The sequence below is a fragment of the Amorphus sp. MBR-141 genome (assembly GCF_053628695.1).
On sequence record NZ_JBRJGW010000020.1, the window covers coordinates 1 to 20,004 of the forward strand.

Genomic DNA, 20,004 nt, shown 5'->3' on the forward strand with positions numbered 1-20,004 from the left:
ATGGTCACCTTACCCTGGCGCCGTGTCGGCACATCCGCCGGCCCTAACCGCCGGACTCTAACTCTACGCCCCGGCCACCTCGATGGGGCAGGCCACCAGCATCCGCAAGCTTGCGTGGGACGGCCGATGCGTGAGCGTCAGTGTCGGCATTGCCACCTTCCCCGAAGACGGAACCACCCGCGATTCGCTTCTCGGCGCGGCAGACCGCGCAATGTACGAGGCGAAGTCCTGCGGCAGGGATTGCATCGTGCTCGCCAACACGGGGGATCGAACCACCAGCCCCGAGGCAGATCTGGCCTGACCCCCGGGAGAGACTCCTGTTGCGGCGCGTCGGGAGACGCCGTCCGGAAAGGACGTCCCCGCTAGGTGTGGCCAGCATGCGCGGCCGTCGGGCGCCACGCGACCACCCCTTCCGTGCGAGCCCGCACGTCCGGCGTGGCGAGGCAGCTCGTCAGCGCCTCATAACCGGGAGCGCCCGGAAAGGGTTGCACCAGCGTCGGCGGGGCATGGTTCGCCGGGCAGAAGATGATTGCTTCCTCGGTGCGGACGGCCGCCACGTCCAGAATCGCACTGGAGCGCGTCATCATGAAGATCGGTCTGGCATCGTCTTCAGACTGACGAAGATGGGCGATCAAGGCTTGCTGGGTCACCGTATCGAGACCGTGTTCGATCATGTCGATGACGAAGGCGGTTGGGCCGGGGTCCGTCATGAGGTCGATCAGGCAGGAGAGGCTGGAGGTCGGCGTGGCACCCTCCTCCAAGAGCCCTGCCAGCACACGCTCCGCGCGCGAGGCCCGCGCGGCGGCGGCGCCGGTTCGAGCGCGCATGGCCGCTGGGTCATCGGGTGCCCGGTCGATGCCGAGAAAGGCCGCACCAGGTATCGCCTGGGCAATGCACCTGGCGAGCCGCGTCTTCCCCGACCCCAGCGGTCCGACGATGTAGGTAAGCGCCGCGATACGCGCCAGATGGAAACGTTCGCCGTCCCACGGCCAGGGAAGCGCAAAGGTGATGGTGCTTCCGAGCGGTGATCCCCCAGGCCGCGTCGCATCCGAGGCGCGCGGTGCGACACTGTGCGCGACGTCCCGGCGCCTCCGGCGCACGCGCTCTATCGTGCCCTTCAGCTGATCGACGCGCCCTGCCAGAACCGCCTCCTGGGCCGCGAGCGCCCGCTCCACCTGGCCCGTCTCCTCGCGGAGCAAGCGAGCGACTTCCGACAGGCTGAAGCCAAGCGCGCGCAGCTCCACCACCTCCGCGGCCCGGTCCATCTGATCCGGTCCGTAGACGCGCCACCCCGCCGCGGTGCGCAAGGGTGAGATCAGTCCTCGCTCCTCATAGAGCCGCAGGGCCTTGGCGGAGACACCAAGCCGCGTTGCCGCCTCTGCGGCTGTCAGGGACTGGGCCGACGGACTCATGGGTCACCTCGTTGCCGACTGTCCTCGGCCCTTTATCGGGCCAACCCCAAGGGACAGGTCAAGCGGGTTTCGACGCGTTCCGGGTGGACCGCTCCAGCAACGCCCGCAGCCCTGTTGGAGGTGTGGCTGCAACACGCGTCGGCGGCGTGCGAACCGCGAACCATGGGACCCTCGCCCGATTTCTGCCGGCAGTTGGTGGGCAGGGTCCGTCGGAGCCGCGCCGACCACCGCATTTGTTCCACTGCCGCACTCCGGTGCCCAAATCCTGAGCAACTGTTCTTCCGTTGCGGTGTGCGACAGCGTATGCATTTTCCCAAATGACCCGGGCTGCGTTGCTCGTGTCACGCCATTCAGCGACGCGATGACCAGCTGTCGAGATCGCCCCAAGTGAGACCGAGCGCTCCACCTGTGAACCGATCCAAGATCCGAGCCCGGGTGGCCGTGTGACCTCCATCGTCTCAACGCTGAAATCGCGGTTCGTGGGTGCCGCCCGGAACGCGCGTGTCCGACAGATCGCCGGCTCGGCCTTGCTGCTCGCGGTGATGATTCTCATTGCCGTTGCCATTCACGGTCTCGCCCGCGACGTGAGCTATGCCGACGTCATCAAGGCGGTTTCGCGCGTCACCTGGCACGACCTGGCGCTGGCACTCCTCTTCACGGTCGCAAGCTTCCTGGCGCTCAGCTTCTACGACGTCTCGGGCCTGCAGTTCGCCGGTCAGCGCATTCCGTACGGCCAGGTGCTGCTGACCTCGTTCTGCGCCTATGCCGTCGGCAACACCGCCGGCTTCGGCCCATTGTCGGGTGGCGCCGTGCGCTACCGCTTCTATACGCCGCTCGGCCTCGGGCCCGAGCAGATCGCCAAGGTGATCGGCTTCATCACCGCCGGGTTCGGCCTCGGCGTGGCGATGACAGGCGCTCTCGGCGCTATCTTCGCCGCCGGCGTCGTGACCCACGAAATCCACATTCCCCCGACGCCCCTGCGAATTCTGGGCGTGATCGTGCTGGTGCTGGTCTGTGTTCCGGTGGTCCTGGCCCTCAGGCACGAACGCACCATGCGCGTGTGGGGCTGGACGCTGCCGCTTCCGTCTGCCGGGCTGCTGGTGCGGCAGCTCGTCATCGCCTTCGTGGAGATCGTGCTGTCCGGCGCGGTGCTATGGGTTCTCCTGCCGCCGCACTCGGTGGGCTTCATCCCGTTCATTGCCGTCTACAGCGTGGCGATCGGCTTTGCCGTTCTCAGCCATATTCCGGCCGGCCTCGGCGTGTTCGAGACGATCGTCGTCACCGCGCTGATCGGCAAAGTGCCCGTCGACCGCGTCCTTGCCGCGCTGGTGCTGTTTCGGATCATCTACTACGCGCTGCCGCTCGGGCTCGCCGCGATCCTCATCGTCACGCTGGAAATGCGGCGCGCCGCCACGGGGCTTGCCGCGTCCTCTCTGGTTGCCTCCGTGGGCCGCCTCGCGCCTACCGTCGTTGCCGCCCTGACGTTCCTGACGGGCGCCATGCTGGTCCTGTCGGGACTGACGCCGGCCGCACCGAGCTATCTGCACGTCCTGTCAGCCTACGTTCCGCTGTTTCTGCTGGAAGGCGCCCACTTCCTGTCGAGCATTCTCGGCATGGTGCTCATTGTCTCCTCGCGCGGGCTGCTGTTCCGCCTCGACGGGGCGTGGTGGGTGGCAACCACTGCCGCCGCGCTGGCGCTCGCCCTCGCCCCCCTGAAGGCGCTCGCCTGGACCGAGACGCTGGTACTCTGCCTTCTCCTTGGAACGCTTGTCCTGTCCCGTTCCGAGTTTGGCCGACGGTCCTCGCTGCTCCACGACAGCCTGAGCTGGCGCTGGTCGCTGGCGGTGGCGACGATCCTGATCGGCTGCGTCGCGGTCATGCTGTTCGCGTACCGCGAGATCCCCTACTCGCCCGAGCTCTGGTGGCAGTTCGAGTTCTCGGCCTCTGCGCCGCGCAGCCTCAGGGCCGCGCTCGGCATCGCGCTGGCAACGATGCTGTTTTCGATCTGGACGCTGACCCGGCCGTGGAGCGGTCCGTCGATCCGGCCCAACGCGGACGAAATCGCGCGTGCGGTCGCCATCCTCGATGACCAACCGAACCCCGACGCCAACCTCGTGCGCATGGGTGACAAGAGCCTGCTATTCTCGGAAGACGGCTCCGCCTTCATCATGTTTGCCCGCCAGGGCCGATCCTGGATTGCGCTGTTCGACCCTGTGGGGCCGCGGGATGCCTGGCCGGGCCTCGTCTGGACATTCGTCGAGCTCGCCCGCCAGCATGGCGGGCGCGCCGTCTTCTACGAGGTGGGGCCGGACAGCCTGGCGCTCTATGCCGACGCGGGTCTCACCGCGTTCCGGCTGGGTGAATTCGCCAGGGTGCACCTCGCCACGTTCTCGCTGGAGGGCCCCAAGCGCGCTCCCCTGCGGACTGGCCTTCGAAAGGGCGAACGTCTCGGGCTGAGCATCGAAATCGTGCCGCCGGAAGGCGTGGCCGGCGTCATGGACGAGGTGCGCGACGTGTCCAACGCCTGGCTCGCGCACCACAAGGTGCGCGAAAAAGGCTTCTCGCTGGGCGCCGTCAGCGTCGACTACGTCACCACCCAGCCGGTCGCCCTCGTTCGCGATGCCGACCGCGTGATCGGCTTTGCGACCATCCTGGCGACGAAGGTCGGCCATCAGGTGTCGATCGATCTCATGCGGGTTCGGCCCGACGCCCCGAACGGCACAATGGATTATCTCTTCCTGGCGCTGATGCAGCACTTCAAGGCCGAGGGCGTGACCTGGTTCGGCCTCGGGATGGCACCGCTGTCCGGCTTTCCGGAGAGCACCGCCACATCGATCTGGAATCGCGTCGGACGCGCCGTCTACGACCACGGCGAGCGATTCTACCACTTCAAGGGATTGCGCGGCTTCAAGGACAAATTCGGGCCGCAATGGCAGCCGCGCTATATGGTCGTGTCGGGGGGCATCAACCCGCTGCTGGCGCTCGCGGACGTTACCGTCCTGATCGGCGGCGGCGTGCGCGGCGTGGTGTCGAAATGAACCGCCTCTGGATCGTCGTGGCCATGTTTCTCGTCTCCTTCGGTCCGGGGCGGGCCAGCGAGACCGCCACAACCCGTGCTGCCCCTCTGGAGCACGCACGCATCGTTCAACCGACGGCGGCGGTAAGGGCGCTCGTGGTCCTGTTCTCCGGCAATGAAGGCTGGACGCCCGAAGACGCAACGATCGCGGACGTTCTCGCGGATGCCGGCGCGATCGTCATCGGGGTCGACACGCCGCAGTATACCGCCACGGTCGACGCCGCCGGACAGGAATGCGCCTACCTGGTCGCCGACATCGAGACCATGAGTCACTCGCTGCAGCGTGCAGCGGGAGCTTCGGACTACCATACGCCCGTCATCGCAGGACGCGGCGCAGGCGGCGCAATTGCCATGGCGATCGCCGCGCAGTCCCCAGCCGATACGATCGCTCACACGGTCGTCGTGGACCCGGACATCGGCATCGACATCTCCACACAGCTCTGCACGAAGGCGCCGCGCACCGACGTGGACGGACAATCGGTCTACGGACTTTCCCCCGGCCCGCTGCCGGATCCGATCGACGTCATTCTGACGACCGGGCAGGACGCGAACGGTGCAGCCCACATCGACGATCTCGTGGCAAACGGCTTCCCGATTGCCGTCGACCACCGAGAGGACGGCGCCGCGGCGTTCGCGGCCCGTCTCCACGACCTGGTCGCAGAGGCAGCCCCCGCCGACGCGCTCGACCTGCCGGTGACGGCGCTGCCTGCGGACGGCACGTTCGATGCCCTCGCCATCGTCTACTCCGGCGATGGCGGCTGGCGCGACCTCGACCGGACCATCGCGGAGATCTTCCAGCAACAGGGGCTTCCGACGATCGGCGTCGATTCGCTCCGCTATTTCTGGTCCAGAAAGCCGGCAGCGCAGGTCGCTGCGGATCTCACGCGGCTGATCGACACCTACGTGACGCAGTGGAACGTCCAGCACGTACTGTTGGTCGGATATTCGTTCGGTGCAGACATCCTGCCCGCTGCCTATAACGCGCTCGACGCGGCGCATCGCGACAAGGTCAGCCAGATCACCCTGCTTGGCGTCAGTTCGGCTGCAAGCGACCAAATTTCGGTCACCGGATGGCTCGGGTCTCACCCCGCCGACGCGCGCCCCACCCTCCCCGAGATCGCCAGGATCGATCCAGCGAAGATCCAGTGCGTCTTCGGGACGGAGGAGGATGACACCGCCTGCCGGAGCCTGACCGGAACCGGCGCCGAACTGATCGAGACCAACGGCGGTCATCACTTCGACGGCGACTATCCGAGGCTCGCGGCCCTCATCCTTGAAGGTCTCCGGCGTCGGCTATAGCGCCGGTTGGTTACAACCCGCCTCCGGTCCATTCGCCGGAAGGTCACTTCTCTCCGGCGGGCTGGGGTCGCACAGAGCGCTCAGAACCATCGCTCCACCCGAAACAGCATCGCCAGTTGCTGCGCGACATCGATGTCGGCGTCCTCGTGGTCCAGATACTGGTACTCACCGGAGACGCCGAAGGTGAGGTCCTTCACCACCATGTAGGTCAACGCCGCCTGCAGATCGTACTGGGTGAAGTTCGCGCTGGCCGTCCCGCCCGTCAAATCCCCGAGCGTATCGCTTTCGAAGCGTGACCAGGCGCCCTGTATCGCAAGGTTCGCGTTGCGGATGTCGACGCCAAGGCCTGCCGAAACGGAGTAGGAGGTGGCCAGATCGAGATCGCCGGTTGCCGGGTCATAGGCCGCGTCGAAGGCCAGCTGCTCGCCGCCCGGCAGCGCATACCAGCTCGAATTGGCGTAGGCTGGAGCGCCGACGGCATAGGTGCCCGTCAGGACAAAGGTCATCTGAAACGGCAACTTGGCGGTCAAACCGGCACCGGCAGCCCAGCCGACGCCGCCCGTCGGCGTGACACCGTCGGATCCGGGGCTGTCGTTGTAGGCAGCGATGACCTGGTGTGCCGCACCCATCACCTGGGCGCTGCCCCAGGCTTGATCGAGCTTGAGGCGCGCGACCGCATCGGGCCACTTCACGCCGCCGTAGCCGTCGCCACCGGGTCCGTAACCCACGTCGCCCGGCGTCACGTATGCCGGGGCAGGCGCGCCCGAGTAAGGATAGAGGGAGATACCAAGCCGACGGTCGTCCGCCGCTTCGACCGAGGCCGTCAACGACAGTCCGCCCGGCAAAGACGCCGTGTAGGCGGCCAGTTGCGTCTTCAGGTCCGACTGCCCCGGGGTGAACACATCGGCCCAGGTCAGGTAATTCGCCGCATCGTAGAATGACTGGGTTCGGCCGAACGTAAAGCCGGCGAAGTCGATCTGCGCATAGTCGACCGAAAGCGCGGCATTGTCGAAATTGTCGTTGGTCCAATAGGCCTTGAAGGCCGTGGTCATCGGACCGAACTCGGTTTCGCTCCACGAATCCAGGTGGATGTAGGCTCGTGAAAGCCAGTTGGTGGACGAGAGGTCGCGGTCTGGACTGCCGGTGTCACCGCTGATCAGGTACCCCTGATATTCGGCGCGGACGCGGCCGTGGACGTGGATGCACGTCGATGTGCCGGGAACCGTGTAATAGCCTTCGCCGGCCGCGGAGCAGACGCCCACATAGGACACCGCAAGCGGCTCGGCAGGGAGGTCGGCAGCAATGGCGGCTCCCCCGGTCGAAAGCGTCGCAGCCAATCCAAGAAGCCCCAGCCACGACCCCACCGGGGCACCCGACGTGCGTTCACGCCCGCGCAGGGACGTGCGTTCGCGCCCCCATCTCGGCGCATATCCGCCTATGGACATATTCCCCCCAGATCCCGCTCGCCCCGTCTCGACGCCCCGCATTGGCCTGCGGCTGTCGAGCACTGTGGCGGATGATAGCCCGGCAAACCGATTCCGTAATGCCCTCTTTGACGATCGACTGCAAAAAGGGTTCGTTTCTTCGCGGGCTTCACAAGCCCACACGCATCACCGGTCGGGAGCGGGCGGCGCACGGTTATGGATGGTGCCAGAAAGGTTCGGCGGCTAGATTTGCGCGCGCAGTCGCCCGCTTTCCTCTGTGTCCCTCCCTGCCCGCACTGGGTGCTACCCTGGATCGAGCCTCGCGATGTCCCTCCCGATCGATGTCATCAACGGACCCAACCTCAACCTGCTGGGTCAGCGCCAGCCGGAGATCTACGGGCGGGAAACCCTTGCCGATGTCGAGGACAGCTGCAGGTCGGTCGCCGGTGCGCTCGGGCTGGAGATCCGCTTCCGACAGTCAAATGCAGAGCATCAGCTGATCGACTGGATCCAGGACTCCCGAACCACCGCTTCCGGGATCGTGATCAATCCGGCGGCCTATAGCCACACTTCGGTGGCCATCCTCGACGCGCTGAGCGCCTGCACGTTTCCCGTGATCGAGGTTCACATCTCCAACATTCACCGGCGCGAGAGCTTCCGGCACCATTCGTACGTTTCCCAGCGCGCAGATGGCATCATCGCCGGCTGTGGCACCCAAGGCTATGAGCTGGCCCTCCGGCGCATGGCCGTGCTGATCGCCTCCCGGCAAGCCTAGATCTTATTCGCACGGCGTGGGTTCCCGTCCGCCGAAGGTTGCAGGTAACCTTCACCTAAAGATTGTGGGCGCGCATTACCAACGCGCCATCAACGCTGCGGGGGGCTGCAATGGAAATCGAAGGACACCGGGACGAGAGGTCCCGCCGCATCCGGCTGGGCATGGTCGGCGGCGGGCAGGACGCGTTCATCGGGGCCGTCCACCGTATCGCGGCCCGGCTGGACGACAACTACGTCCTTGTCGCTGGCGCGCTGTCCGCGAGCGCGGAAAAGGCCGTCGCATCAGGGCGCGCGCTCGGGCTGAATGAGGGGCGGATCTATACGTCCTACATGGAGATGGCGCAAAGCGAGGCAGCACGTCCCGACGGCATAGAGGCCGTCGCAATTGTCACGCCCAACCATCTGCATTTCGAGATCGCCACGGCCTTCCTCGAACAGGGGATCCACGTGATCTGCGACAAGCCGTTGGCGACGTCGCTGGAGGAGGCGAAGGTCCTCGCGGAAACGGTCGCACGAACGGGCCTCGTTTTTGCGCTGACCCACACCTATGCCGGCTACCCGATGGTTCGGGAAGCGCGCCAACTGATCGGGGACGGAGCGCTTGGCGATGTCCGCGTGGTCCGCGTCGACTACGCTCAGGACTGGCTCGCAGAGCCGATCGAGAAGACCGGCCAGAAACAAGCGGCCTGGCGAACGGATCCGGCGCAGGCCGGGGCCGGCGGCTCGATCGGCGATATCGGAACCCATGCCTTCCATCTGGCCTGCTTCGTATCCGACCTGAGGGCAACTTCCGTCGCCGCCGACCTCTCTTCGTTCGTTGCCGGCCGTCAGGTCGACGACAACGCGCACATCCTGCTGCGCTTCGAAAGAGGCGCCCGGGGAATGATCTGGGCGAGCCAGGTGGCGGTCGGCAACGAGAATGCGCTCCAACTTCAGGTCTACGGCACACGCGGCGGCCTCACCTGGCACCAGGAGGAGCCGAACCGGCTTTGGTTCACCCCGATCGGCGAACCAAAGCGCCTCATCACCAGAGGCGGCGCCGGGGCGGGCGCGGCGGCGCATCGCGTGACGCGGATCCCGGCAGGACATCCCGAAGGGTATCTGGAGGCGTTCGCAAACCTCTACACGGAGGTGGCGCAGGCCATCCGCGCGGCGCGCACAGGAGAGCCGAGCAATCCCGACGCGAGTTACCCGACCCTTCAGGATGGCGTGCGCGGCATGGCTTTCATAGAGGCCTGCGTCGCTTCAAACGCCGACAATGCGGGTTGGATCGATCTGTAGAACGCGCCCTCTTGGGGCAAGACGGGCCAAAACGCAAAACGGCCGGGCGAAGGATCGCCCGGCCGTTTTTTGAAGGATCCTAACGGAGCCTTGGTTGTCTGCGCGCGTCAGGCGCGCCGAACAAGATGCATGATCACCGAGATCACCAGGGCCACGAGGAACACGAAGAAAAGAATTTGCGCGATGCTGGCAGAAGCGCCCGCGATCCCGCCAAAGCCCAGAACACCTGCGATAATCGCAACGACAAGAAAAATCAGAGCCCACTGCAGCATGTGTCGTTCTCCTCAGCAATAACTCGTTCGGCAGGAGAACGCGGAGGTAACAGAAAAGTTCTCTGTCATTTCACATGGGGACCACAAAAAATCCGATCTCGCGGCGGCAGCGCCGTATTTGGCGCGATCAGGACGCCGCTCCGCGCCTCTCGCGCTTTGCGTCCCGAAAGAACAGCGCCTGGCTGAGCATGGCCCTCAGCGCGTCGGGCGCATACGGCTTGGTGATCAGAAAGGTCGGCTCATGCCCTGCCCCCGTCAGCAGCCGCTGCGGGAAAGCGGTCACGAAAATCGTGAGAACATCGATGGAGGCACGCAGGTCGGTGATGGCGTCGATACCAGAGCTGCCGTCGGCAAGCTGGATGTCGGCTAGAATGAGCCCCGGCCTCGTCTTCCGGGCCAGCATCACCGCTTCGCGCCGCGTGCGCGCAACGCCGACGACCTCGTGGCCAAACCTCTCGACCATGCCTTCGATGTCCATGGCGATCAGAGGTTCATCCTCGATGATGAGAACGGTGGTGCCGATCTGTCGAGCAATCTGCTGGCCGGCTTCGGCCAGAAAGAGCTCCACGTCATCAATCTCAACATCGAGGATCGACGCGGTCTGTGGGATCGAAAACTGCTCCAGCGCGGTGAGCAGAAACGCATTGCGGGCGTCGGTCGACATTCCCCCGATCGTCCGGTCGTGTGTCGCGGCGCAGGGCGTCTGCCCGTCACGTTCGATGCGGGAGGAAACAGTGACATAGAGGCGGAAGAGGGAAATCAACGCATTCCCGGACGGATCGTATGCGGACGGTCGTTCGATAAGGAAGCGGAGACAGTCAGCAACGCGCTCATCGCCTGCGCTGCGGCTTCCGTGCACGGCGCGGGAGAACCGCCTGAGCGATGGCAGATGCGGCGCAATCAGTTCTGCAACTGACGTCATATTCCGTCTCGCTATCCGCGCCCGAGAAGACGCCTACCCGGCGGAACAATCACAACGCAGGCGGGGTCGCGTGAGAAGCGCGGACCACAAACGGATCATCCCACGCGTCAATTAAGAATGTTAACCCGGAACGATATCGAGCACGCAACGTTCAATTTCCGAGACGCGTACCGCTCAGAACGCGTGAGGTGACAATGACGTACGAACGGAACAGCAAAAGCTCGTATGACGCTGCGGCGAACGGGCGCAAGAACCACGGCGAGTCTGGCTCTGCCCAAGGCGACGTCCCCCGTCTGGATACGAACCTTCAGTCGCATCTCGGCCGTACATTGAGGCGGGTGTATGAAGCCGAAGGCGGCTCGTCTATCCCGCAGGATCTCGTGGACCTCCTCGAGAAGCTTGATGCCGTTCACGCCGGAACAGGCGACAAGTCCGCATGCCGCACATCTTGATGTGCATCGTGTGGGTGTGATTGCCTTGACGTGACGTTGGCTGCCGAAGTCACAGATAAACCTCCGGGATGAACCGTTGGAATCGGGCGAACCGGGCGGCCGCGCCGAGCTTGTACGGCACGATAAAACCGTTGCGGTCCTCCGGATCGACATCGAGATTGTCGAGCGCGACCTTCTTCCACAAGGCGAGCGGGCTTGGCGCATCGGTCTGATGTGCCCGCCCGAGATGGCCCGCAAACAGCTCTCCCCTGAAGTCCGAAATACCCGGATCGTTGGTCCAGTCGAGGGCGAGTTCGGTGTCCATCCGGAAACTCCTGCCGTTGATGTTGGCTGAGCCGACAATGGCGCGCGCATCGTCGACGATGAGCACCTTGGAGTGCGGATAGACGATGCCGCTGCCGAACGCGCGGGCCCGCCCCTCGAGGCCCGGGCCGGCCTGCGAGTGGCCAACCATCGAGAACAGCCCGACCCGCTCCCCGCACAGCTTGAGCAGATGGCGCAGCGCTTTCACCTGCAGCCATTCGCCAAATCGCATTTCCGGACCGGTCTTCCGCTCGAAGGCCACCATATCCGGAGCCATCGGCAACACCACGATGACTTCCAGCTCCGGCTCCGAAGCGACGCGCCGCCCGATTTCGTCAGCGACGCGGTGCAGCCGGAAGAACTGGTTCTCGATGTAGATGAGCTTGCGGGCGCTGCGAATGGCGTCGATGAAGGCCGTCTCGATCTCCGTCACGACAGGCTTCGGCGCGACCGCGAATGCTCCTTCGCGGATGACGGATCCTGTCCGCACCAGCCGGATCTTCGCATCCGAAGGCGCAAGACCAGGATCGGGCGGCGTGCCTTCCGGACTTCCGCCCGGGATCAGCTGGGGCACCCGCTGATGATCATGCCCTGGAGGCAGATGCATCCCGGTGACGAGATCGCCACCGCCGCCGTAGCGCGTCACCTCCCTGTTCCAGATCCCGACGAAGTGCCGGTCCGCGTCGCGCGCCGCATCCCCCTCGATCCGCAGGCTCACGTCGTGCCAGGTCTGGTCCGCCGGCCGGCTGTGTTCGGGATCGTCGTAGCGGCGCTCGTCGACGTCGATGCCACCGATCACCGCCGTCTGCCCGTCGACGACCATCATCTTCTGGTGGTGCGTCGCCGGCCACAGACGCATCGGGGGCATGAACCGTGGCCGTGCGCCAAGCATATTGTAGCGAATGCCGGGAGAGCTTTCCGCTCCCGGTTCGCTTCGGATCAGCTTCATCAGCCTCGCCCGCACAGCGAGCCAGAGGGCGGAGCGAACTGCCATGCCGAGCTCACCCTCATGCAGCGCGATCAGGAGATCGATCGAGCCGGGGCAGTCGTCAGGAAGCTGGATGGCCCGGTCGAGCAGCCGGCGCCCGTTCTGCCAGCCGACGCGGTGGAGTTCGTGGGCCATGACCGGCTCGAAGTCCGCCAGGAGGACGCGCACCTTGACGCCACGCTGGGCGGCATCGAGAAGCACGTCGCCCCAGTCCATGAGGTTGCGAGAGATCGCTTCCTCCGAGCGCGTCTTCGTCGCGGGGTCGAAAATCCGGAAGGCAAGGTGCGCCGTCTTGCTGGCGCCCATGACCATCCTTTCCATTTCCGGATAAGCCGCACTCGCTTCGACGAGCGGCCGCACGTTGCCGGCACGCCTCTGCGGATAGGCGGGGCCGAAACCGAGCGTCATCGGTTTGGCGCTTGGTTTTTCCGCTGTCGTCGATTGCAGCATTCGCGCCTCAATTCGCCGGCGTAGGTCTGTCGTTGTGCCACGGGTCAATGGCGGCATCGTCGCATCGTGCCGGCTCATCGTCACTCCGCCTTTTGTCTGCTGTTGTCACCGATATGCCGACGAGACCTGGCGACCCGTCCCGATAGGGATTCGGTAACGCATCACCGGGCAATCCGTTTCTCCCCTTGTCGAAGAAAGGGAAACTTGCGCATCCAGGGCTTCAGCGAAGCCCAACGTGCGCATCGGGGCGTTGACATCGGCCAGACATGCGAAGCGTCACCCGAGCACGGGCTGGGGATCGCGCTCTTCGTCCACCCGCGGACGGATCTGGTCCAACGGTATGTGGAACACCGCGCGGAAGCCCTCCGTCGCGAAGTCGAGGTCGACCTCCGCCTCCAGCGAACGCGCGACGTTGCGTTCGATGACGATACGGCCAAAGCCACGCCGCGTCGGAGCGGTGACCGGCGGCCCGCCCTCCTCCGACCAGCGAAGGTCGAGGGTGGATGTGGCCTGATCGATGGACCAGGTCACCAGAACCTTGCCCACCTCGTTCGACAGGGCGCCGTACTTTGCCGCGTTGGTCGCCAGTTCGTGGAGCGCCAAGCTCAGGGTCTGCATCGCGTCGGGCGAGAGCTTGACGTCCGGCCCTTCGACGATCACGCGGTTGCGGTCCTCGGGCGTGTAGTGCCCGAGCTGTCCATTGACCACGTCGCCCAGGCTCGCCCCGCTCCAGTTGCCGGCAACCAGCAGGTCCTGCGCCCCGGCGAGGGCGCGCACGCGCTCACCGAATTTCTCCAGAAACTCCTTCACCGAATCCGCCTGCTGCGCAGTCTGTCGGGCGATGGCCTGCACCACGGCGAGGAGATTTTTCGACCGGTGGCTCAATTCGCGCATCACCAGCCGCATGCGCTGCTCGTAGTCCTTGCGTTCGGTGATGTCGACCGCCGCGCAGATGACGCCGCGAAGTTCGCCGTCGGGTGCGAAATCGGGTTCGACGGTCAACACGTACCAGACGATTTCCTCGCCGATGTGGACGCGCACCTCGGCGGACTGCACATCCTCACTCTCCATCGCCGCTTTCTTGAGGCCGACGATGCGGGACCGTTCCGGCTCGGCATAGAGATCGTCGTCGGTCTTACCGATGACCGGCCCACCGTAGTCGGCCGACCAGTTTGACCATGTGTACCGAAGGTCCTTGTCCTGGCTGAACACCAGGATTTCACTGGAGCGAAGGGCCAGGTTGAACCGCTGGACCGTTGCCGAAAGACGGCGGCTCAGATCGGCGCGCATGGCCTCCAGCCGCTTGGCCCGGGTGATGTCGATCGCCGTTCCGACGATCCCCCGAGCCTTCCCCTCGGCAGCCGGCGAAGGGGTGAGGTCCATCCGGAACCACGAGGTCGAACTCCCCTCGGGGATCTCGACCTCGAATGTCTCCGATTCGCCGGTCTCCAGGACCCGCCGCTTGTGGGCAGACATCGTTGTCAGCGCCGGTTCGGGCACCAACTCCTCATCGGTCTTGCCGACGACGTCATCGACACTGAAGCCGAGCCTCGGATTGTGGACCCAGGTGTAGCGAAGCTCCGAGTCCTGCGAAAAGACCGTGATCTGTGCCCCGCTGGTCGCAGCGTCGTAGAGATGCTTGACTTCCTGCAGCTCGTACGTGCGCTCGGCGATCTCGCGTTCGAGGTTCGCGCGCGTCGCTTCGAGCTCCTGATAGGCGCGCTTGCGGGCCTCCACTTCCTCCACGAGCTGGCGGTTGATCGCTTCCGTCTCCGTGATGGATGGCAGGCGCGTCAGCGCCGGAAGAAGCCGCCAGACGATCACCGCTGTCAGCACTGAAATGATGGCGGTCGCGGCCTTCAGCAGGCCCTGCAATCCGTACGCCGGGTACCAGAGGGTGAAGACCGACGCGAGATGGGTCAGGGCGCACGCGATGATAAAAGTGGCGAAAAGAACGACAACCTGGCCGGTGTCTCCCGTCAGGTCTCCCCGCCGCCGGGCCAGCACGAGAATCGCGATCGGAATCGCGAAATAGGCAGCAGCAATGCCGAGGTCGGAGACAGCATGCAGCGCGACGAGGTCTGGTCGCCAGAGCAGACAGTAGCCGTGGGGCATGAAGGCTGCCGCCCCGAATAGATACTGTAGGATGGAATCCATCGGCTATGCCTCTGCCCTTCGATCCGCCGCCTGACGCGGTCCGATTACGTTAGCCCTTCGACCTTGAAAGGGATCTTTACGACGCTTTTCCCACCGAATGCCAAACGCAGCGGCCCGCCACCCCGTTCACCAACCACGCGCGGCAATCGCCTGACAATAGTCGGCCCCCGCCGCCGGGAACAGCGCTGGAAGGGGCGAAGGCAACCGGCATCGCCTTCGCATCTCGACGGAGGAGGATCGAAAGCGCGACGTCGCCGTCGGCTGCAATCAGGAGACGAGCATTCCGAGCCGCTCCAGCGCATGCCGCGTGCCCTCGGTCGTAAACGGAAGCGGCAGAGCTTCCGTTCCGTCGTCCGCGGCGGAAGCCAGGGGCGGGATATAACGCAGAATCGGAACGCCCATCGACCTGAGCGTCGCCTCGAATTTCTCGCGCTCGGCCGACTGAGCCAGGGAAATGATGGCCAGTTGCGCCGCACCGGAAACGCTTGCGGCAAAGGCGTCCTCGGCGCTACGCGCAAGGAGAACGGTCCACGAGAGATTTGCGTTCCGCACGAATGTGTCGATGTCGAGCGCGAGCTTCTCATCATCGACGGCCAACAGGACCACAAATGGAATCTGGTTCACTGTACGACACCCCTCGCGCGGGCCGAGACCCGCGACCGCTTCGCCGTTGGCAACCCGACGCACCAATCGGCAGGAGGCGAAAAGTCCTCGACCCCGCCTCCCATATCAGCGAAATTGGCACGCATTGCAGAGACCGTCTTTTAACAATCACACGCGTCGCGAAGAGATATTGAATGCGCGCGGAAGGCTCCGTGACCCCCTCTCGAAGTAGCCGATACCGGACGCCGTGCGCGGCGTGCCCGTTGCGCAGCCGCGCGACGTTTCGCGACTTCGATCCAGGCGAACTCGAGTTCGTGGAGTGGTTCAAGCGCGGCGAGCTTTCCGTCGAGCCAGGCGCCCCGATCGTCCAGGAAGCCACGTCCAGCCCCCATCTCTACACCGTGCTGGACGGATGGGCCTTTCGGTACAAGACATTGCCGGATGGCCGGCGGCAGATTCTGAATTTTGCCATGCCGGGCGACCTCATCGGGCTGCAGACATCCGTGTTCGAGACCATGGACCACGGCGTCGAGGCCCTCTCGCAAATGGTTCTTTGCGTGTTTCCCCGCGACCAGTTCCACAGCCTTTACACCCGCCAGCCGTCGCTCGCCTTCGACGTGACCTGGCTGTCGGCCAATCAGGAGCGGCTTCTCGACGCACAACTGCTCACGGTCGGCCGACGCAATGCCCTCGAACGCGTCGCCTATGTGATCTGGCACCTGTTCCATCGCGCCCGAGACCTCGGCATGATGCGCGGCAAGCGGCTGGCGTTCCCGCTCACCCAACAGCATCTTGCAGACACGCTCGGGCTCTCGCTCGTTCATACCAACAAGACCATCAAGCGTCTCCGGGCCACGGGCTGCATCCGCTGGACCGAACGCTGGCTCGAGGTGGACGACGAGCCGCACCTCAAATCGATCGGCAAGGTGGAAGACAGCCCGGCGCGGCCCCGCCCGTTCATCTGACCGATCTGATGCCTCCCGGCAGCTGTGCCCTGACGCACCTACGCCCGCGTTCGATGGAACGCGGGCGTATTGCAACAAGGTCACCGTCGACGGCCCTGGATCAGGCGGCCTGCTGATTGAGCCCGCCCTCGGCGAGCGAGGAGAGCTTCTTGTCCGCCGCATATTCCTGCTCGAGGTTGGCCTGAAGAAGCGGCACCGCCTGGCTGAGGTTGAGCCGCTTCGCCCATGCGACCAGCGTCCCATAGCGAGTGATCTCATAGTGCTCGACGGCCTGGGCGGCTGCGATCATGCCGGCGTCCCGCGCATCCGCGTCGGTGGCCTCTTCCATGATCTCCTTACCCTCTTCGAGAATGCCGTCGATCGCTTCGCAGGTCACGCCGCGCGCCTTCAGGCCGAGGATTTCGAAGACCTTCTCCAGGTTCTCGATCTGCCCCTCGGTCTCCTCGCGATGATGCTCGAAGGCTTCGCGGAGCGTGTCGGAATCAGCCTTCCGTGCCATCTTCGGCAGCGTCTTCAGCACCTGCTTTTCCGCGTAGTAGATGTCGCGCACGAAATGCACGAACAGATCATGAAGCGTTTTCATGGCCATGGTGATGTCCTTTCTGTTCCGTTTTAGATATTCGGATGAATAGCGGGGATGCTTCCGATTAAATCCGACCGAGCAGAAGCAGTATCAGCAGAACGACCAGGATCAGGCCGACGATGCCGCCAGGCGCATAACCCCAGCCGCGGCTGTAGGGCCAGGTCGGCAAGGCGCCGATAAGCAGAAGAATGACAACGATGAGCAGGATTGTGCCGAGCGTCATTGACTGATCTCCGAAAATCGCCCTTCCAAACCGCGTTGAAGGACTAATGTTCCCGTCTGGAACGCATATCGTCGAAATTGCGGGCCACCATCCGAACACGGCCGGGGCTCGCCACGACAATTTGCCGCCGCGCCCTCAGTGGGCGCGGCGGCTGATACAGGAAGTCAGCGGCGCTCGAGCCAATCGTCGATCTGGCGTTCGGCCTCTTCCTTCTCGACGCCGTAACGCTCCTGGATCTTGCCTGCGAGGCGCTGCCGGTCACCCTCGACGACGTCCAAGTCGTCGTTGGTCAGCTTTCCCCACTGGCTCTGAACGTTGCCGGTGAACTGCTTCCACTGGCCCTGAATCTGATCCCAATTCATGTTTCATCCTTCCCAGGCGTGCGTTTCCAACCGTGTCTATGACATCGGAAGAACTCGCCACATTTGATACGGTTGCACACAGAAACTTCAGAGGCACCAAGTTAGCGCCCCTTCATCTGTAACAACGCACTCGCCGACTGGCGGTTCCGTGTATTTGCCTAGGCTGCAGATTTTCGCCGCGGCACGTGCCGGACGCGTCATTTCCCGGACAGGGCACCGACGGTGTCTGCAACGTGGGCCCCCCGTTCGCCCATCGGACGTTCCGGACCAGTGGTGGTGTCGCGCGAAGTCTGGTGCTCGATTTCCGCATTGATCTCGGCGCCGGCCAGGAAGATGTACACCGCCGCATAGATCCAGAGCATGAGGCCGATCGCGGCACCCAGCGACCCATAGGTCGCGGTGTAGTTCGCGAAACGGGACAGATAGAACGAGAGACCGAGCGCCACCGCGATCCACACGGCGGAAAACAGGATGGATCCGAGCGAGATCCAGTTCCAACGCGCGTTTCGGCGACTGGGGCCGATGCGATAGAGGACCGATGCGGCGGCGACCATGACGACGAAGAACAGCGGCGCGGAGATGACCCGCATGATGAACTCCGCCCGCTCGCTGAAGCCCAATGCCGACAGCAGCAACGGCAGAACCACGATCGTATTCACCACCACGACCGCAAACACGATGATGCCGATGGTCACGCCGAAGCCGGTGCCGTAGAGGCGAAAGATTGAGCGCTTCTCGGCTTCGCCGTAGGCAACATTCAGGGCCTGAAAAAGTGCCAGAACTGCGGTGTTCACGCTCCACAGCGCGACGGCGATGCTCGCCAATGCCGCAATGCCCAGGCTCCCCCCGCGCAGATCGGTGATGCGATGCAGCTCCGTGGACAGCAGGCTCAGCGCATCCTGTGGCAGATAGCCAGCGAGAAACTGGATCTGGTTTTCGAGCGTGCTTGCGTCGGTCACGAGGCCATAGATGGATACCAGCGCAACGATCGCGGGAAACAGTCCCATCATGGCGTAGAACGTCACCCCAGCGGCAATCAGGCCGATGCGGTCCTGGATGATCCGCTTGTAGACGCGGACGAAGATGTCCAGCCAGCCACGCGCCGGAATCTGCGTCGGGTTGCGCGCCTCGCGTCCCCGCCCCCGCACCGGGACCCGCTCGGTCGCATCCTCCAGCATGCCCTCCGTGGTGCGTCCTTCGTCGCCCGAACTCGCGGGGCTGTCTGCCACTGTTCCGGTCATCTTTGCCTGCCCCTTTTCCAGCCTGCCGTTGAGAGGTGAACGGTAAGTGACCGATGCCGTTCCCCCGCCGGCGCGGGTCGGTGCCAGGGATCGGGCCGCACGCGCGCGTCTCAGGAAGGAACCGCGGCGGAGCCAAGTGGTTCTGAGACCGTAGATGCGCGAGAGGCGCAGACATCACGGAAGCAGGAGACGCGACATGGCGAAGTCTCACGGCAAGCAGGTCAAGGACGACACGCTGTACGAGGAATTGCGCAAACAGGGGAACAGCAAGGAAAAATCGGCCCGGATCGCGAATGCGAAAGCGGCCGGCGACAAGCCGTCGAAGAAGGGCGGAAAGGCCCCGCCCTACGAGGAATGGTCGAAGTCCGACCTCTACGGTCGTGCGAAGGAGATCGGAATCGACGGGCGCTCGAAAATGTCGAAGTCCGATCTCGTTTCGGCACTGCGCACCCACTGACCAAAAAACGGCGGCCGCGTTCGCGACCGCCGTCCTCCTGCCTTTTCACCACGGCGCCCTCGGCACCGGAGGGGGAAGTGCTACGCCGCGTGGCGCTCGTGGCGTCCTTCCTGGACCTCCTCGATGATCTTCGCGACGAACGCGTCGAGATCGCCCGGATTGCGAGAGGTGATGATGCCTTCGGAGACGACAACCTGCTCGTCTTTCCAAATCGCGCCGGCATTCTCCACGTCGGTGCGGATCGAGTGGTAGGAGGTCATCTCGCGCCCCTTCACCGCGCCAGCCTCCACCAGAAGCCACGGTGCATGGCAGATCGCCGCGACCGGCTTGCCGCTGTCGATGAACGCGCGGATCAGCTTCATCGCGTCCTCGTCGACGCGCAGCAGGTCGGGGTTGATCTGACCGCCGGGCAGCACGATGGCGTCGTAGTCCGCCACCGATACGTCCGCGATCTTCCCGTCGGCCTGGGCTTCGCGGCCCCAGTCCACCTTGTCCCAGCCTTTGATCGCATTTCCGTCGGGCGTTGCCACGTGCACCGTGGCACCCGCCTCCCGCAGCTTGTCGCGCGGAACCTCGAGTTCGGACTGTTCGAACCCGTTCGTGGAAACGATGACGATCTTCTTCCCGCTGATGCTCGACATGAGATTGTTCCTTCGTCTGTGGTTCGTCTGCGCGCCCGGCAAGTCAGTGTGCCGTGAGCGATGGTGTGAGCTTGCCTGCCGAACGCATTGCCGCCGCCGTCGGTTCCAAAATCAATCTT

The 20,004-nt window shown here is 64.6% G+C and carries 19 protein-coding genes; 7 read left to right on the forward strand and 12 right to left on the reverse strand.

Features of this window, described 5'->3' with window-relative positions; genetic code table 11:
• Window positions 1–82: 82 nt before the first annotated feature.
• On the forward strand, window positions 83–301 hold the full coding sequence (locus ACSSVZ_RS21930) for a GGDEF domain-containing protein (RefSeq protein ID WP_453972905.1): 219 nt from the start codon (window positions 83–85) through the stop codon (window positions 299–301).
• A gap of 61 nt (window positions 302–362) precedes the next feature.
• Here ACSSVZ_RS21930 and ACSSVZ_RS21935 read toward each other — a convergent pair whose 3' ends face one another.
• Complete coding sequence (locus ACSSVZ_RS21935) at window positions 363–1,412, reverse strand: MerR family transcriptional regulator (protein WP_453972906.1); 1,050 nt, start codon at window positions 1,410–1,412, stop codon at window positions 363–365.
• Window positions 1,413–1,855: 443 nt separating this feature from the next.
• Between ACSSVZ_RS21935 and mprF the strand changes: the two genes are divergently transcribed.
• Window positions 1,856–4,450 carry a bifunctional lysylphosphatidylglycerol flippase/synthetase MprF gene (gene mprF, locus ACSSVZ_RS21940; protein WP_453972907.1) on the forward strand — a complete coding sequence of 865 codons (2,595 nt, stop codon included), beginning with the start codon at window positions 1,856–1,858 and terminating at the stop codon, window positions 4,448–4,450.
• Window positions 4,451–4,473: 23 nt separating this feature from the next.
• Window positions 4,474–5,787, forward strand: a complete 1,314-nt coding sequence (locus ACSSVZ_RS21945) for a virulence factor family protein (RefSeq protein WP_453972908.1) — start codon at window positions 4,474–4,476, stop codon at window positions 5,785–5,787.
• An 80-nt stretch (window positions 5,788–5,867) separates the two neighbouring features.
• Here ACSSVZ_RS21945 and ACSSVZ_RS21950 read toward each other — a convergent pair whose 3' ends face one another.
• Window positions 5,868–7,124, reverse strand: a complete 1,257-nt coding sequence (locus ACSSVZ_RS21950) for a porin (RefSeq protein WP_453972909.1) — start codon at window positions 7,122–7,124, stop codon at window positions 5,868–5,870.
• Window positions 7,125–7,536: 412 nt separating this feature from the next.
• Between ACSSVZ_RS21950 and aroQ the strand changes: the two genes are divergently transcribed.
• Together aroQ and ACSSVZ_RS21960 are read left to right on the forward strand one after the other, a co-directional pair.
• Window positions 7,537–7,986, forward strand: coding sequence for a type II 3-dehydroquinate dehydratase (gene aroQ / locus ACSSVZ_RS21955; RefSeq protein ID WP_453972910.1), 450 nt, complete (start codon window positions 7,537–7,539; stop codon window positions 7,984–7,986).
• Window positions 7,987–8,096: 110 nt separating this feature from the next.
• Complete coding sequence (locus ACSSVZ_RS21960; RefSeq protein ID WP_453972911.1) at window positions 8,097–9,266, forward strand: Gfo/Idh/MocA family protein; 1,170 nt, start codon at window positions 8,097–8,099, stop codon at window positions 9,264–9,266.
• Window positions 9,267–9,373: 107 nt separating this feature from the next.
• On the opposite strand, the gene ACSSVZ_RS21965 is transcribed toward ACSSVZ_RS21960, so the two are convergent.
• The 5 genes from ACSSVZ_RS21965 to ACSSVZ_RS21985 form a co-directional block, all read right to left on the reverse strand.
• A complete protein-coding gene (locus tag ACSSVZ_RS21965) occupies window positions 9,374–9,538 on the reverse strand; it encodes a DUF1328 domain-containing protein (RefSeq protein ID WP_453956312.1) in 165 nt (54 codons plus the stop codon).
• Between the two features lie 127 nt (window positions 9,539–9,665).
• Window positions 9,666–10,460 carry a response regulator gene (locus tag ACSSVZ_RS21970; RefSeq protein ID WP_453972912.1) on the reverse strand — a complete coding sequence of 265 codons (795 nt, stop codon included), beginning with the start codon at window positions 10,458–10,460 and terminating at the stop codon, window positions 9,666–9,668.
• A gap of 501 nt (window positions 10,461–10,961) precedes the next feature.
• Window positions 10,962–12,731 (reverse strand): phospholipase D family protein, encoded by a 1,770-nt coding sequence (locus ACSSVZ_RS21975; protein WP_453972914.1) that lies wholly within the window; start codon window positions 12,729–12,731, stop codon window positions 10,962–10,964.
• 198 nt (window positions 12,732–12,929) lie between these two features.
• Window positions 12,930–14,810 (reverse strand): sensor histidine kinase, encoded by a 1,881-nt coding sequence (locus ACSSVZ_RS21980; protein WP_453972915.1) that lies wholly within the window; start codon window positions 14,808–14,810, stop codon window positions 12,930–12,932.
• A gap of 267 nt (window positions 14,811–15,077) precedes the next feature.
• Window positions 15,078–15,434, reverse strand: a complete 357-nt coding sequence (locus ACSSVZ_RS21985; protein WP_453972916.1) for a hypothetical protein — start codon at window positions 15,432–15,434, stop codon at window positions 15,078–15,080.
• Between the two features lie 173 nt (window positions 15,435–15,607).
• Here ACSSVZ_RS21985 and ACSSVZ_RS21990 point away from each other — a divergent pair, with 173 nt between their 5' ends.
• Complete coding sequence (locus ACSSVZ_RS21990; protein WP_453972917.1) at window positions 15,608–16,378, forward strand: Crp/Fnr family transcriptional regulator; 771 nt, start codon at window positions 15,608–15,610, stop codon at window positions 16,376–16,378.
• 100 nt (window positions 16,379–16,478) lie between these two features.
• On the opposite strand, the gene ACSSVZ_RS21995 is transcribed toward ACSSVZ_RS21990, so the two are convergent.
• The 4 genes from ACSSVZ_RS21995 to ACSSVZ_RS22010 all read right to left on the reverse strand — a co-directional run bounded on the left by ACSSVZ_RS21995 (window position 16,479) and on the right by ACSSVZ_RS22010 (window position 18,787).
• Window positions 16,479–16,961, reverse strand: a complete 483-nt coding sequence (locus ACSSVZ_RS21995) for a YciE/YciF ferroxidase family protein (protein WP_453972918.1) — start codon at window positions 16,959–16,961, stop codon at window positions 16,479–16,481.
• Between the two features lie 64 nt (window positions 16,962–17,025).
• Window positions 17,026–17,184: a DUF3309 family protein gene (locus tag ACSSVZ_RS22000; RefSeq protein WP_453956298.1), complete on the reverse strand. Its 159-nt coding sequence runs from the start codon at window positions 17,182–17,184 to the stop codon at window positions 17,026–17,028.
• Between the two features lie 164 nt (window positions 17,185–17,348).
• Window positions 17,349–17,546, reverse strand: a complete 198-nt coding sequence (locus tag ACSSVZ_RS22005; protein ID WP_453972919.1) for a CsbD family protein — start codon at window positions 17,544–17,546, stop codon at window positions 17,349–17,351.
• A gap of 197 nt (window positions 17,547–17,743) precedes the next feature.
• Complete coding sequence (locus ACSSVZ_RS22010; RefSeq protein ID WP_453972920.1) at window positions 17,744–18,787, reverse strand: YihY/virulence factor BrkB family protein; 1,044 nt, start codon at window positions 18,785–18,787, stop codon at window positions 17,744–17,746.
• Between the two features lie 196 nt (window positions 18,788–18,983).
• Here ACSSVZ_RS22010 and ACSSVZ_RS22015 point away from each other — a divergent pair, with 196 nt between their 5' ends.
• Window positions 18,984–19,244, forward strand: coding sequence for a DUF7218 family protein (locus ACSSVZ_RS22015; RefSeq protein WP_453972921.1), 261 nt, complete (start codon window positions 18,984–18,986; stop codon window positions 19,242–19,244).
• Window positions 19,245–19,324: 80 nt separating this feature from the next.
• Here the strand turns inward: ACSSVZ_RS22015 and ACSSVZ_RS22020 are convergent, their stop codons facing one another.
• Complete coding sequence (locus ACSSVZ_RS22020) at window positions 19,325–19,885, reverse strand: type 1 glutamine amidotransferase domain-containing protein (protein ID WP_453972922.1); 561 nt, start codon at window positions 19,883–19,885, stop codon at window positions 19,325–19,327.
• Window positions 19,886–20,004 lie beyond the last annotated feature (119 nt).